Annotated in this window: 14 protein-coding genes, 1 tRNA gene, 1 other RNA gene and 1 pseudogene; 10 read left to right on the top strand and 7 right to left on the bottom strand. The window is 61.8% G+C overall.

Translation table 11 applies throughout. From position 1 onward, the window contains the following. Window positions 1-8: 8 nt before the first annotated feature. On the bottom strand, window positions 9-239 hold the full coding sequence (locus THIMADRAFT_RS00310) for a hypothetical protein (protein WP_007190940.1): 231 nt from the start codon (window positions 237-239) through the stop codon (window positions 9-11). A gap of 150 nt (window positions 240-389) precedes the next feature. On the opposite strand from THIMADRAFT_RS00310, the gene THIMADRAFT_RS00305 reads away from it, so the two are divergent. Further along, window positions 390-1514: a Fic family protein gene (locus tag THIMADRAFT_RS00305; RefSeq protein WP_040729267.1), complete on the top strand. Its 1125-nt coding sequence runs from the start codon at window positions 390-392 to the stop codon at window positions 1512-1514. 27 nt (window positions 1515-1541) lie between these two features. Here the strand turns inward: THIMADRAFT_RS00305 and THIMADRAFT_RS00300 are convergent, their stop codons facing one another. From THIMADRAFT_RS00300 to smpB, 6 genes are all read right to left on the bottom strand, one after another. Next, window positions 1542-2861: a hypothetical protein gene (locus THIMADRAFT_RS00300; RefSeq protein ID WP_040729183.1), complete on the bottom strand. Its 1320-nt coding sequence runs from the start codon at window positions 2859-2861 to the stop codon at window positions 1542-1544. 31 nt (window positions 2862-2892) lie between these two features. Beyond that, window positions 2893-3222: a type II toxin-antitoxin system RelE/ParE family toxin gene (locus THIMADRAFT_RS00295; protein ID WP_007190937.1), complete on the bottom strand. Its 330-nt coding sequence runs from the start codon at window positions 3220-3222 to the stop codon at window positions 2893-2895. An 8-nt stretch (window positions 3223-3230) separates the two neighbouring features. After that, window positions 3231-3482: a type II toxin-antitoxin system ParD family antitoxin gene (locus THIMADRAFT_RS00290; protein WP_007190936.1), complete on the bottom strand. Its 252-nt coding sequence runs from the start codon at window positions 3480-3482 to the stop codon at window positions 3231-3233. A 252-nt stretch (window positions 3483-3734) separates the two neighbouring features. Beyond that, window positions 3735-4184: an LAGLIDADG family homing endonuclease gene (locus THIMADRAFT_RS00285; RefSeq protein ID WP_007190935.1), complete on the bottom strand. Its 450-nt coding sequence runs from the start codon at window positions 4182-4184 to the stop codon at window positions 3735-3737. 343 nt (window positions 4185-4527) lie between these two features. Then, window positions 4528-4863: a transfer-messenger RNA gene (gene ssrA, locus THIMADRAFT_RS25210) on the bottom strand. 55 nt (window positions 4864-4918) lie between these two features. Then, on the bottom strand, window positions 4919-5398 hold the full coding sequence (gene smpB / locus THIMADRAFT_RS00280) for an SsrA-binding protein SmpB (protein WP_007190934.1): 480 nt from the start codon (window positions 5396-5398) through the stop codon (window positions 4919-4921). Between the two features lie 273 nt (window positions 5399-5671). Here smpB and tpiA point away from each other — a divergent pair, with 273 nt between their 5' ends. From tpiA to nuoF, 9 genes and pseudogenes are all read left to right on the top strand, one after another. Further along, entirely contained in the window at window positions 5672-6436 is a 765-nt protein-coding gene (gene tpiA, locus THIMADRAFT_RS00275; RefSeq protein WP_007190933.1) for a triose-phosphate isomerase, read from the top strand. 21 nt (window positions 6437-6457) lie between these two features. Beyond that, window positions 6458-6850: pseudogene (secG, locus tag THIMADRAFT_RS27625) on the top strand (preprotein translocase subunit SecG); the annotation flags it as partial. A 206-nt stretch (window positions 6851-7056) separates the two neighbouring features. Next, window positions 7057-7141 (top strand) — tRNA-Leu (locus THIMADRAFT_RS00265). 188 nt (window positions 7142-7329) lie between these two features. Continuing rightward, window positions 7330-7686: an NADH-quinone oxidoreductase subunit A gene (locus tag THIMADRAFT_RS00260; RefSeq protein ID WP_007190931.1), complete on the top strand. Its 357-nt coding sequence runs from the start codon at window positions 7330-7332 to the stop codon at window positions 7684-7686. After that, window positions 7677-8153: a NuoB/complex I 20 kDa subunit family protein gene (locus THIMADRAFT_RS00255; protein ID WP_007190930.1), complete on the top strand. Its 477-nt coding sequence runs from the start codon at window positions 7677-7679 to the stop codon at window positions 8151-8153. The genes THIMADRAFT_RS00260 and THIMADRAFT_RS00255 overlap by 10 nt, the downstream gene beginning before the upstream one ends. Before the next feature lie 16 nt (window positions 8154-8169). Further along, window positions 8170-8883 (top strand): NADH-quinone oxidoreductase subunit C, encoded by a 714-nt coding sequence (locus THIMADRAFT_RS00250; RefSeq protein ID WP_007190929.1) that lies wholly within the window; start codon window positions 8170-8172, stop codon window positions 8881-8883. Continuing rightward, complete coding sequence (locus THIMADRAFT_RS00245) at window positions 8876-10132, top strand: NADH-quinone oxidoreductase subunit D (RefSeq protein WP_007190928.1); 1257 nt, start codon at window positions 8876-8878, stop codon at window positions 10130-10132. The genes THIMADRAFT_RS00250 and THIMADRAFT_RS00245 overlap by 8 nt, the downstream gene beginning before the upstream one ends. Then, complete coding sequence (gene nuoE, locus THIMADRAFT_RS00240; protein ID WP_007190927.1) at window positions 10132-10659, top strand: NADH-quinone oxidoreductase subunit NuoE; 528 nt, start codon at window positions 10132-10134, stop codon at window positions 10657-10659. Before THIMADRAFT_RS00245 ends, nuoE begins: the two co-directional genes overlap by 1 nt. Before the next feature lie 4 nt (window positions 10660-10663). Continuing rightward, on the top strand, window positions 10664-11947 hold the full coding sequence (nuoF, locus tag THIMADRAFT_RS00235; RefSeq protein WP_007190926.1) for an NADH-quinone oxidoreductase subunit NuoF: 1284 nt from the start codon (window positions 10664-10666) through the stop codon (window positions 11945-11947). The last annotated feature ends 78 nt before the right edge of the window (window positions 11948-12025 follow it).

The raw sequence follows: 12025 nt of genomic DNA, 5'->3' as shown, positions 1-12025 counted from the left end.
TCGGTTGGTCACTTGGCCAGTTCGCGATACAGGCTCTCGAACTCATCGAGACTGGAGGCGAACGCGGTCATGACATGCCGCCGCGGCCGCTCCTTCTGCTGGCGGTCGATGTACTCGCGCAGGGCTTCGTCCAACACGGATTGGAATTGGCGCCCTTGGCCTTCGGCGATCTGACGCAGTGCTGCCAGAACCTCGGGCGCAGCTTGGGATGAGAACTTCTCGCGGGCAGTGGTCGACATGGCCGATTCCGTCAAGATGAATCTTGATGTCACAGGGTAGGGCATCGCGGAGTGGCTGACCACAGACCAAGGCGAATAGCGCCCACTTTAACCGCACAAGGTGCGGTGAATAACTTGCCCGATGCGGAGAATCCGGCCCACAATCTCCGCATGAACAGCGGTGATTGCAAGTACATCTGGCAGACCAACGACTGGCCGAACTGGCGTTTTGACCTGGCGACATTGGCCGGTCCGATGGCGGACGTGAGTCGCGCACAGGGTTTCTTGCTGGGACGCCTGGCCGATGTCGGGATGGCGCTGCGCGATCAGGCCAGCCTTGGCGCGCTCACCGCGGACGTGGTGAAGACCAGTGAGATCGAGGGTGAGCATCTCGATGTCGAATCCGTGCGTTCGTCCATCGCCCGTCGTCTTGGCGTGGATATCGGCGCCCTGGCCCCGGTTGATCGTCACGTCGAAGGCGTGGTCGAGATGGTGCTTGATGCCACCGCCGACTGCCATGCGCCGGTGACACGCGAGCGGTTGTTCGGCTGGCACGCAGCGCTGTTTCCCACCGGCTACTCAGGTCTGTCCAAGATCAAGGTCGGAACTTGGCGCGACGATACTAGCGGTCCGATGCAGGTCGTGTCCGGCCCGATCGGCCGACAGCGTGTCCATTTCGAGGCGCCGCCGGCGGATCGTCTGGACGCGGAAACGCGTCGATTCCTCGATTGGATCAATGATGCCTCGAAGGATCCTCCGCTCATCAAGGCCGGGCTCGGCCATTTGTGGTTCGTCACCCTGCACCCGTTCGACGACGGCAACGGCCGTATCGCCCGAGCCATCGGTGATCTGTTGCTGGCGCGCGCCGACGGCAGCCCCCAGCGCTTCTACAGCCTGTCGGCGCAGATCCAGCGGGAACGCACGGCCTACTACGACATTCTGGAACGGACTCAGAAACAGTCGATGAATGTCACCGAGTGGCTCGCCTGGTTTCTCGACACCCTCCATCGCGCCCTCGATCAGGCACAGCACAGCCTCGACGCCGTGTTCGTCAAGACACGGTTCTGGCAGCGCTGGGCGACCACGCCATTGAACGAGCGACAGGCGAAGCTGCTCAACCGGCTGATCGACGGCTTCGAAGGCAAGCTCACCAGCAGCAAGTGGGCGGCCATTGCCAAATGTTCGCCGGACACGGCCTTGCGTGATATCAACGACCTGCTGGCGCGGGGCGTATTGCGGAAAACGGATGCAGGTGGGCGCAGCACTGGGTATGAGCTGAACGGCATACCGACGTAGCCAAGGTTCTCGAAATGCAGACCGATTTTATCGCTCCTCCGGTGCCCGCCATGCGTCGAATCGCTCCAGCGCATCGGTGCTGCCGATCAGGCCGCGCGCTCGTCGAAGTCTTGCTGTTGTGCCCTCCCGTTGCTCACTCGGTAAATCCTGCGCACGACGCTCGGCGTCGGCAAAGAACTCCTCAAGTCGCTTCGCCGCCGCCCAGACCTCGATGATCTGGAGCAGTTCTTCTTTGCTGTCCTTCAGTGCCTTGGCGGCCCGTCGCACCTCCTCCTCGCGGCGCCACTCCTCTCGCTGAGCCTCCCAGCGCTGGCGTTCGAGCTCCGCTTGGCGCTGTCCTTCCTCGACAAGGCGTGCGATCTCGACCGTGGCCTTCTCAAGTTCCCGGACGATGCTGGGGATGCGAGCAGAAAGGTCTCGGGCCGGCGTTTCTCGCCACTGCTGGATCCAGTCCGCTCGCGGGTATGGCGAGTAGACCTGCAGGCAGAGGCGCCCGGTCGGGAAATCGCGGGTACTCGTCCAGCCATGATTATGTGCGGAGCGGCCACGGCGCTTGGGAGCGTCTTCGGTCAGCCGGATATACTCTCCGTTAACGTATCGGACCTCCGTTTCCTCGGACATCTCGATGATCGTAAGGCCAATCGCCACGGTTCCGATGTAGACAACCGTGCAGCGTATCGGTGACCACAGGTTGTTATGGTGGTGGCCCTTAGCCGGATTCTCGCGCTCGTCGACCTCTGCGCGATGAAACGGCTCGGAGTTGGGAGCGATGACCACACGATGGTCGCGTGCTTCCAGGGCCAAGAAGAATTCGTTCGCGAAGGCGAGTGCCTTGTCCAACCCTGTCTTGGTGACCGCAAGATCGACGAGCAGTCTCTTGACGGGCTTGAGGTACCCACCGGTCCAAGAGAGACGCCCCGCCTCGAAGAGCGGCTTGGCACCGCTTACCAGCGGATGTCGATCCGGCAGCGGCGACCGCGCTGCACGTTTTCGCCGAGACGTCCTGTCTGGAGGCATCGGTAGCGAACGGGCGCGTTCCGGCGGGGTGCCGTCGCGCGTCCACTCAAGCGGGTCGCCGGGGCGCGGCTCGGGGAGTGGCGGCTGCTTCGGCGCTCTGCCGACTGCCAGCTTCGCCCAGTAGCCGCGCTCCGGCCGCGGGACGTTGAGCAGCGTGCAGACCCTGGCCATGTAGCTGGAGGAAACGCTGAACCGTGCTGCGACTTTGAGCATGGGCTCGGACCAGACCATCTCGTACAGCGCTTCTCGGCTGACAGGGCCGTCGCCACGGTCAGCGATCGGCGCCGGTACCGGAATAGTGTCCTGATCCTCTGTCACGATATCCTCCATGCCCAAACGCCGACGTAGCTCCGGCAGATGTTCACGTCCCTTCGAGCTCCTGCATCCACACCGGGATGTCCCGCTGTCCATGCAGCACCCGCCAGACGTCGACGCGGTCGGGGCGCTCGACATAGAAGACAAGGTATGGATACCGGGTCAGCGGCCAGGACCGGAGGCCAGGCAAGTTTAGCTCGTGGGCGTAACGCGGCGAGCTGATAGCCGGATGGAGGCCGATGTGTCGGTACGCTTTCTCCAAGGCATTGATGAAGCCGAGAGCAGCTGCCTCGGCGCCCTCCGCTAGGTAATGCGCGACCACGTCCTCGACGTCCTGGTGGGCCTGCTCGCGCGGGACGACGGGCTTGGCCTTCATCCCTACGTTCAGGCCTTCGGTTGGATCTTGATCCCACCGCGCACCCGCTCGCGCAGACTGTCGAAGTAGGCATCCTTCGCCGGCGCGGTAGGAGCAGACGAGGCCCCCGCGAGCAACAGGTTGCGCAGTTGTAGCCGATCCTGATCGCGGCGGATCAGCTCGCGCACGTACTCGCTGCTGGTGCCATAGCCACGCTGGCTGACCTGCTCGTCGACGAATGCCTTGAGGCTGTCGGGCAAAGAGATGTTCATCGTGCTCATGGCGCGAGGTTAGGTTCCTTGGCAAAATTTGGCAAGCCATCATCCTGATCGAGATCGACTCCCTTGCGCCGGTGTCGCGCGAGCGGTTGTTCGGCTGGCTTGCCGCGCTGTTTCCCACCGGCTACTCAGATCCGGCTAAGATCAATGTCGGATGTTCGCCGGACACGTCTCTCTGAGACATCAATGACGTGCCCACGTCTGGCGCGCTGCGAAGGGGTCGTTACGGATCGGACTAAGTCGCTCTCCTGAAAACTACGGCTCGATCGCGAAGAATGCTTCGATAAAGGCAGCCCTTTCCAATGCTCCGGCCAGGGAGTATCGGCCATTCCGCGGGGTGAGCCTAATGTAGTCGGCAAGGAGCAGCTCGGTTCGCCGGGCTTTGTAGGTCCGAAGGTGCGGGGCGACCTGCCGGAGCAGATCGAGTGCGTGACGGTTGGTGATGGCGTACGTGAAACTCGGCGTATGCCGTTCGGAATAGGTGCGCTTGCCTGTCGCCTTGCCGGCTCCGATGGCCTCGAGCAGGTAGTTGATCAACGGGCGGTCTGTGTTGGAAATGGAAACGACGACCTGGCGGTTGTCCTGTTTGTGCTTCCGCAGCAGGGAAACGGTGCCCTCGCCGTCGATCAAACCGGCGATATAGGCTGCGTCGATGTCGCTCAGCGCGTTAACTTTACGATAGTTTGCCACGGACTTGCCGAACACAAAAAGAAAACGGGCCTTGGAGTGTACTCCAAGGCCCGCTGATTGGTGGAGGCGGCGGGACAGTGATTCCCCACCTTTCGGTGAGGCCTGGACTATGCCTTCATCCGGATCGGATACGACCCGATGGGTCCGGATGCGGAGCGTATTATCCGCGTTGCCGCGGATCCTAGTGGACGCTCCACCGTTGCCGGATCAGCGTCTCTATGAGTCTCTACAGGGCAGGTCTGAGGTTGGCCCTCTTCCTACCCCTCGGCGTTGCCGTGTCGGTCTGAGCCGACTGCAGGGTTCGCCGATGTGAGCCCCGTTTTCACTTTGCCCTTACGAGCAAAGGCGACCTGTGCATTGATCGAACCCGCGTCCGCAAGCCCTCTGCCATTGGCCCTACATGCTTAGCCCGTTCTATTGTTTTTAGCCTTCCGCCGCCCGAAGGGCAGGGCGATCAGTCGGCGATCTCGAATTAGGTTTTAGCGGATCAGGTCCGAGCCCCCGTCACCGCGATCCCATGTAATGTTACCCCTGGAATCCGCCCCCCATAGGCAGGGAAGGGTCAGAGGCTCGCTGGCCTAAGCCGCGAGAGCGTAGTTGTCGTCGTTGGCAACTATAGATTTGCGGTTGGATTTACGAGGTCACCCGCACCTCGGCATGCACCTCAGGTTTTGCGACCCACGTCGAAACCATGTCGCCCCCAAGTCACGAGTAAGACACTCTAGAGTAACCCGGGTTCCGCGGCAAGCTCAGCCGGTCTTGAAGAGGCGTTCCTTGTCGCGTTGCCAGTCGCGATCCTTCTCCGTGTCGCGCTTGTCGTGCTGCTTTTTGCCCTTGGCGAGCCCGATCTCCAGCTTGGCGTTGCCGCGCTTCCAGTACATGGCCGTGGGAACGAGTGTGTATCCGGCGCGCTCGGTCTGGCCGATCAGTCGGTTGATCTCGCTGCGCTTGAGCAGCAGCTTGCGGCTGCGCGTGGGATCCGGATTGACGTGGGTGGATGCGGCGGCCAGGGCGGAGATATGTGCGCCGATCAGAAAGGCCTCGCTGTGCAGGATCTTGACGTACCCCTCTTTGAGCTGGATGCGGCCGGCGCGCAGACTCTTGACCTCCCAGCCTTCCAGGACCAAGCCGGCCTCGATGCGCTGCTCGATGAAGTACTCATGTCCGGCCTTTTTGTTGAGCGCGATGGTCGAGCCGCCATCGTTCTTCTTCTGTTTTCCTTTCGCCATTGAACCGCGTCCCGGAAGTCAAAACCGTCGTTGGATCTGAAACCGGCCTGGGTAGACCCACGCGGGCCTCTTACCTGACGCGGCTCAAGATAATGTTAAGAGCAGATTGTTTGAAGTGCGTCTGGACGGTGCTCTTTGGTGGCTCCGAGCATGGCCGACGGGCTCGGAGAAGACAGGAGGCACCGGACGCATTTCAAGTGTAAATCAAACGAGGCTTGATTTCCGCACCGAGGCCGGCTAAATTTGCGGGCTCGACTTACCTGGAGGGGTCCGATGCGCCAGCCGCTGATCGCCGGAAACTGGAAAATGAACGGCAGCAAGTCCAGTGCCGAGGCACTGTTGAACGGCGTCGTCGCCGGGGCCGGCGAAATCTCGAAGGCCGAGATCGCGGTGTGCGTACCCTTCCCGTATCTCTATCTCGGCGAACAATTGCTCGCCGGTAGCGCGGTACGGCTGGGTGCTCAAAATCTGTGTACCGAGGGTGGTGGCGCCTTCACGGGAGAGGTATCGGGCTCGATGCTGGCCGATTTCGGATGCCGGTATGTGATTTGCGGCCATTCGGAACGTCGCGAATATTACGGAGAGACCGAAGCGTCCATCGCGCAGAAGTTGGTGCGCGCAACCGAAAGCGGGCTGATCCCGATCCTATGCGTGGGCGAGACGCTGCAGCAGCGCGAGGCCGGCGAGATGGAGTCGGTGATCGCCGCTCAGATCGACGGCATCGTCGAGCGGATCGGTATCGATGCCTTCTCGGGAATCGAAATCGCCTACGAGCCGGTTTGGGCGATCGGCACCGGGAAGACGGCGACGCCCGAGCAGGCGCAAGCCGTTCATGCCTACATCCGCGGCCGAATCGCTGCGTCGAATGGCTCGATCGCCGCAACGTTGCGCATTCTCTACGGAGGCAGCATGAAACCCGGTAACGCCGTGGAGCTGCTGGCGCAGCCGGATATCGACGGCGGTTTGATCGGCGGCGCGTCACTGAGCGCCGATGACTTTCTAGCGATTTGTTTGGCCGGAGAACAGCTCGCGGCCTAAAGCTGCAGCAACGAGACATTCATGCAAACCATTTTGACCGTCATGCAGGTCTTCCTGTCGCTCGGATTGATCGGGCTGATCCTGATCCAACACGGGAAGGGTGCGGATGCGGGCGCGGCGTTCGGGAGCGGTGCTTCCGCGACCGTGTTCGGTGCGCGCGGCTCGGGTTCGTTCCTGACGCGCACCACGGGCATCATGGCAACAATGTTCTTTCTCACCAGCATGGCTTTGGCGTATTATGCGACGAAGGGGTCAGAGCCGGTGACGATCATGGACCGTGTGGACGAGCGCACGATTATCGTTCCGCCGCCCGCGGCAGAACCGGTCTCGGACATCCCCGCAATTCCCGGGGGCGGTGGTGGCCAAGGCGGTGATTCGGGAACGGATGTGCCTGCCGTCGCGGTACCCGCCAATGGCGATCTGTCCGGTGGGGATCCGATCGGCGGCGATTTCTCCGGTAACGCGCAGAGCGAGATCGTTGAGACGGTTGTCATCGAGGGCTCGGGCGACAAGGCTGTCGTGGTCGACGATGCCGAGGTGACCCTCGACGAGAGCGCCGTCCAAGGGCAGAATGAAGGCGTGGGCGCCGATACGGCGACACAGGAATAGAGAGAGTTATCGCCGACGTGGTGAAATTGGTAGACACGCTATCTTGAGGGGGTAGTGGCGTAAGCCGTGCCAGTTCGAGTCTGGCCGTCGGCACCATCTGCAAGTGCAGGAAAGCAAACGGCATGCCGCTCTAGCGACATGCCGTTTTTTTTGCGTCCGATAAGGCGCAAAGGCTTGAAAAACCTAATGATTTGAATTGACCGGCGGGTTGACAGTGCCGTGATGGCTGCACTAGACTCTCCGTCCGGCTCGACGTCAGAGAATAAGTAAATTCGGGAGGACTGATGCTCGACAACTATCTACCGATCCTGATCTTCATCATTATCGGGATCCTGGTCGGTGTCGGCCCGCTCGTATTGGGTTACCTCTTAGGACCTCGACGTCCGGACGCGGAGAAAGACTCCCCCTATGAATGTGGGTTTGCGGCCTTCGAGAGCGCGCGTCTAAAGTTCGACGTGCGCTACTACCTTGTCGCGATCCTCTTCATCGTCTTCGATCTGGAAATCGCCTTCCTCTTCCCGTGGGCGGTGGTGCTCGACGAGCTCGGCATGTACGGCTTCTGGGCCATGTTCGTCTTTCTCGGGATCCTGGTGGTCGGATTTATCTACGAGTGGAAGAAGGGGGCGCTGGAATGGGAATAGAGGGCATCCTCGAAGAAGGCGTGGTCACGACGACGGCCGACAAGCTCATCAACTGGGCTCGAACCGGATCATTGTGGCCCATGACCTTCGGTCTGGCCTGTTGCGCGGTCGAGATGATGCACGCAGGTGCGGCGCGCTATGACCTGGACCGTTTCGGCATCGTGTTTCGCCCCAGCCCTCGTCAATCCGACGTCATGATCGTTGCGGGCACATTGGTCAACAAGATGGCTCCGGCACTGCGCAAGGTCTATGACCAGATGGCCGAGCCACGCTGGGTGATCTCGATGGGCTCCTGTGCGAACGGCGGCGGTTATTACCACTACTCTTATGCGGTGGTGAGGGGTTGTGATCGGATCGTCCCTGTCGATATTTACGTGCCGGGATGTCCGCCGACTGCCGAGGCCCTGCTTTACGGCATCCTGCAGTTGCAGAACAAGATTCGCCGTACCAATACCATCGCTCGCTGAGTCGTACGCAATTCCAATGGCAAAAGACATCCTGTCCAACCCCGTCAGGCTGACCGCGCTCGTCGATGCACTCGCAGAGGCGCTGACCGGCCAGGGCTGCGAGACCGTCACGGCGCTCGGCGAGGTCACCTTGATCGTGCCGTCGGAGCACTTGACCGACGTGGCGTGGATCCTTCGTGATCATCCGCAACTGCGGTTCGAGCAGCTGATCGACCTGTGCGGCGTCGATTATGCCGCTTACGGCAAATCCGAGTGGGCGACCGAAGAGGCATCCACGACAGGCTTCGGTCGTGGGGTGGATCGCGACCAGGAGCTGGCCGTCGACGATCCCAAGCGCTTTGCCGTCGTCTATCATCTGCTGTCGCTGGTCCACAATCGGCGGGTTCGCCTGCGCGTCTACGCGGGAAGCCGTCAGCCGATGGTCGACTCCGTCGTCCCGGTGTGGGCGGCGGCCAATTGGTTCGAGCGCGAGGCATTCGATCTCTTCGGTATCCTCTTTCGCGGGCATCCGGATCTGCGTCGCATCCTCACCGACTACGGCTTTGTCGGACATCCCTTTCGGAAGGACTTTCCTCTGTCCGGGCATGTCGAAATGCGCTACGACCCGGAGCAGGGTCGCGTCATCTACGAGCCGGTTTCGATCACGCCGCGTGTCCTGGTGCCGCGCGTGATCCGCTCCGACAGTCGATACGTCCAGACGGGCGCGAGCACGGAGGCCTCCGATGCCTGAGATTCGCAACTACACCCTGAACTTCGGACCGCAGCATCCGTCGGCACACGGCGTACTGCGTCTCGTGCTCGAGATGGACGGCGAGGTGATCGAGCGCGCCGATCCGCATATCGGCCTGCTGCATCGTGCAACCGAAAAGCTCGCCGAGTCCAAGCCGTTCAACCAAAGCATCGGTTACATGGACCGGCTCGACTATGTGTCCATGATGTGCAACGAGCATGGCTATGTCCGGGCGATCGAGAAGCTGCTCGGGGTGGAAGCGCCGGAGCGCGCTCAGTACATCCGCACCATGTTCGACGAGATCACCCGCATCCTGAATCACCTGATGTGGCTCGCCGCGCATGGCCTGGATATCGGCGCCATGACGGTGTTCCTCTACTGCTTTCGCGAGCGCGAAGACCTGCTCGACTGTTACGAAGCGGTCTCGGGCGCGCGGATGCACGCGACCTATTACCGCCCCGGTGGCGTCTATCGGGATCTGCCCGATCGGATGCCGCAGTATTCGGGAAGCTCCAAGTGGCACAGCGCCAAGACCATCGCCAAACGCAACGGTCCCCGTCAGGGTTCGCTGCTCGACTTCATCGAGGATTTCGCTGATCGCTTTCCGGGGCATGTCGACGAATACGAGACCCTGCTCACGGATAATCGGATCTGGAAGCAGCGCACCGTCGGGATCGGTGTCGTCTCGCCCGAGCGTGCGCTCCAGCTTGGATTCACGGGCCCGATGCTGCGTGGATCCGGCGTCGAATGGGACCTGCGCAAGAAGCAGCCGTATGCCGCCTACGACAAAATGGACTTCGACATCCCGGTCGGGGTCAACGGCGATTGCTATGACCGCTATCTGGTCCGTATGGAGGAGATGCGCCAGTCCAATCGGATCGTCAAGCAGTGCGTGCAATGGTTGCGCGACAATCCCGGTCCGGTCGCGATCGAGGATCACAAGGTCATGCCGCCGTCACGGGCGGACATGAAGGACGACATGGAAGCCTTGATCCATCATTTCAAACTCTTTACCGAGGGCTACTGTCCGCCGCCGGGCGAGGTCTACGCCGCGGTCGAGGCACCGAAGGGCGAGTTCGGGTGTTATATCGTGTCGGACGGCGCCAATAAGCCCTATCGTCTAAAGGTCCGTGCGCCGGGCTTCCCGCATCTGGCCGCGTTGGACGAGATGTCCCAAGGCCACATGCTCGCCGACGTGGTGGCGATCATCGGGACGCTGGATGTTGTCTTCGGGGAGATCGATCGCTGATGAGCCTTCGCAACGCACCGCTTGCGGTCATTCATGATCGCGATAAATCGACCCTCTTCACCCCGGAGATTCGCGAGCAGATCGAGACCTGGATCGCCAAGTATCCGTCCGAATGGAAACAGTCCGCGGTGATGCCCGCCCTGACCATCGTGCAGGATGCCAACGGCGGCTGGCTGACCCCCGAGCTCATGAACGATGTTGCCGCCTACCTGGATATGCCGGAGGTGTCCGTCTACGAGGTCGCGACCTTCTACGGCATGTACGATCTGGAGCCGCAGGGTCGGCACAAGGTCTGTGTCTGCAACAGCGTGTCGTGCCTGCTGTTGGGCTCCGAGGAGCTGATCGAGCATGTCGAGCATAAGTACGACGTGCGTCTCGGCGAGACCACGGCCGACGGTCGCTTTACCTTCAAAGAGGTGGAGTGTCTCGGTGCGTGCCGACATGCGCCCGCGGTGTTGGTCGACAAGACCTACCACGAGAACCTCTCGCCCCAAGCGCTCGATAAGCTGATCGACGAGTTGGAGTAGGCCGATGGTCCCGAATCAGAACAGCGTCTGTTTCCGCAATATGCACCTGGATGCGAGCACCCGGCACACCTTGGATGCCTATCGCAGCCTCGGAGGCTATGTGCAGTGGGAGAAGATCCTGCGCGAGCGCCCGGACCCGGCCGACGTCATCGAAGAGGTCAAGCTCTCGGCGCTGCGTGGTCGCGGCGGCGCGGGGTTCCCGACGGGTCTGAAGTGGAGCTTCATGCCGCGCAACGCTCCGGGCCAAAAGTACATCGTCTGCAACTCCGACGAGGGCGAGCCCGGAACCTGCAAGGATCGCGATATCCTGCGCTACAACCCGCATCAGTTGATCGAGGGCATGGCGATCGCCGGCTACTGTATCGGTGCGACGGTCGGCTACAACTACATCCGCGGCGAGTTCTACGAGCCGATCGAGCGGTGCGAGGAGGCCATTCGCGAGGCCTACGCGGCGGGTCTGTTGGGCAAGGACATCCAGGGCTCGGGTGTGGATTTCGACCTCTACAACCATCTCGGCGCGGGGGCCTACATCTGCGGCGAAGAGACGGCTCTACTCGAGTCGATCGAGGGCAAGAAGGGTCAACCGCGCTTCAAGCCGCCGTTCCCGGCCCAGTTCGGTCTTTACGGGCGTCCGACCACCATCAACAACACCGAGTCGCTGGCGTCGATCCCGGTCATCCTGGAGAAGGGCGGGCAGTGGTTCCTCGAGCAGGGGCGCCCGAACAACGGCGGTCCCAAGCTCTTTTCGGTCACCGGTCATGTCGCGCGCCCGGACAACTTCGAGGTGCCGCTGGGTACGCCCTTCCGGGATCTTCTCGAGCTGGCCGGCGGGATGAAGGACGGCCGTGCGCTCAAGGCCGTGATCCCCGGCGGGTCATCCGTTCCGGTGGTGCCCGGCGACATCATGATGGATGTCGACATGGATTACGATTCGATCGCGAAGGCCGGCTCCATGTTGGGCTCGGGTGCCGTGATCGTGATCGCCGAGGGGACCTGCATGGTCCGGGTGCTGCACAACCTGTCGCACTTCTACATGCATGAGTCCTGCGGTCAGTGTACGCCCTGTCGCGAAGGGACCGGTTGGCTGGAGCGGGTGCTGCGCCGCATCCTGGACGGCAAGGGCCGGCCAGGCGATCTCGACCTGCTCGACAGTGTCGCGGGTCGGATCGGCGGGCGGACCATTTGTGCGTTGGGCGATGCCGCGGCAATGCCGGTGCAGAGTTTTCTCACGCATTACCGACACGAATTCGAGCACCTGATCGAGCACGGCCAAAGCATGGCAGCCTAGACCTGCGGCCTGATCCGAATCGGGGCGAGCGCGGCTCGCCGTCGTCGCCCCGGAATCGCAAACTTGTAGAATGGCCCC

The sequence above is a fragment of the Thiocapsa marina 5811 genome, from assembly GCF_000223985.1.
GTDB classification, from domain to species: Bacteria; Pseudomonadota; Gammaproteobacteria; order Chromatiales; family Chromatiaceae; genus Thiocapsa; species Thiocapsa marina.
The sequence above is the reverse complement of the archived record's forward strand: the minus strand, read 5'-3'. Positions and strand labels throughout refer to the sequence as shown.

What these genes read in the sequence shown, in the direction of transcription:
- THIMADRAFT_RS00305 (WP_040729267.1), top strand. Translation starts at nt 390, where the DNA reads ATGAACAGCGGTGATTGCAAGTACATCTGGCAGACCAACGACTGGCCG.
- THIMADRAFT_RS00300 (WP_040729183.1), bottom strand. Translation starts at nt 2,861, where the DNA reads ATGGAGGATATCGTGACAGAGGATCAGGACACTATTCCGGTACCGGCG.
- nuoE (WP_007190927.1), top strand. Translation starts at nt 10,132, where the DNA reads ATGAGCCTTCGCAACGCACCGCTTGCGGTCATTCATGATCGCGATAAA.
- THIMADRAFT_RS00260 (WP_007190931.1), top strand. Translation starts at nt 7,330, where the DNA reads ATGCTCGACAACTATCTACCGATCCTGATCTTCATCATTATCGGGATC.
- nuoF (WP_007190926.1), top strand. Translation starts at nt 10,664, where the DNA reads ATGGTCCCGAATCAGAACAGCGTCTGTTTCCGCAATATGCACCTGGAT.
- tpiA (WP_007190933.1), top strand. Translation starts at nt 5,672, where the DNA reads ATGCGCCAGCCGCTGATCGCCGGAAACTGGAAAATGAACGGCAGCAAG.
- THIMADRAFT_RS00255 (WP_007190930.1), top strand. Translation starts at nt 7,677, where the DNA reads ATGGGAATAGAGGGCATCCTCGAAGAAGGCGTGGTCACGACGACGGCC.
- smpB (WP_007190934.1), bottom strand. Translation starts at nt 5,398, where the DNA reads ATGGCGAAAGGAAAACAGAAGAAGAACGATGGCGGCTCGACCATCGCG.
- THIMADRAFT_RS00250 (WP_007190929.1), top strand. Translation starts at nt 8,170, where the DNA reads ATGGCAAAAGACATCCTGTCCAACCCCGTCAGGCTGACCGCGCTCGTC.
- THIMADRAFT_RS00310 (WP_007190940.1), bottom strand. Translation starts at nt 239, where the DNA reads ATGTCGACCACTGCCCGCGAGAAGTTCTCATCCCAAGCTGCGCCCGAG.
- THIMADRAFT_RS00295 (WP_007190937.1), bottom strand. Translation starts at nt 3,222, where the DNA reads ATGAAGGCCAAGCCCGTCGTCCCGCGCGAGCAGGCCCACCAGGACGTC.
- THIMADRAFT_RS00290 (WP_007190936.1), bottom strand. Translation starts at nt 3,482, where the DNA reads ATGAGCACGATGAACATCTCTTTGCCCGACAGCCTCAAGGCATTCGTC.
- THIMADRAFT_RS00245 (WP_007190928.1), top strand. Translation starts at nt 8,876, where the DNA reads ATGCCTGAGATTCGCAACTACACCCTGAACTTCGGACCGCAGCATCCG.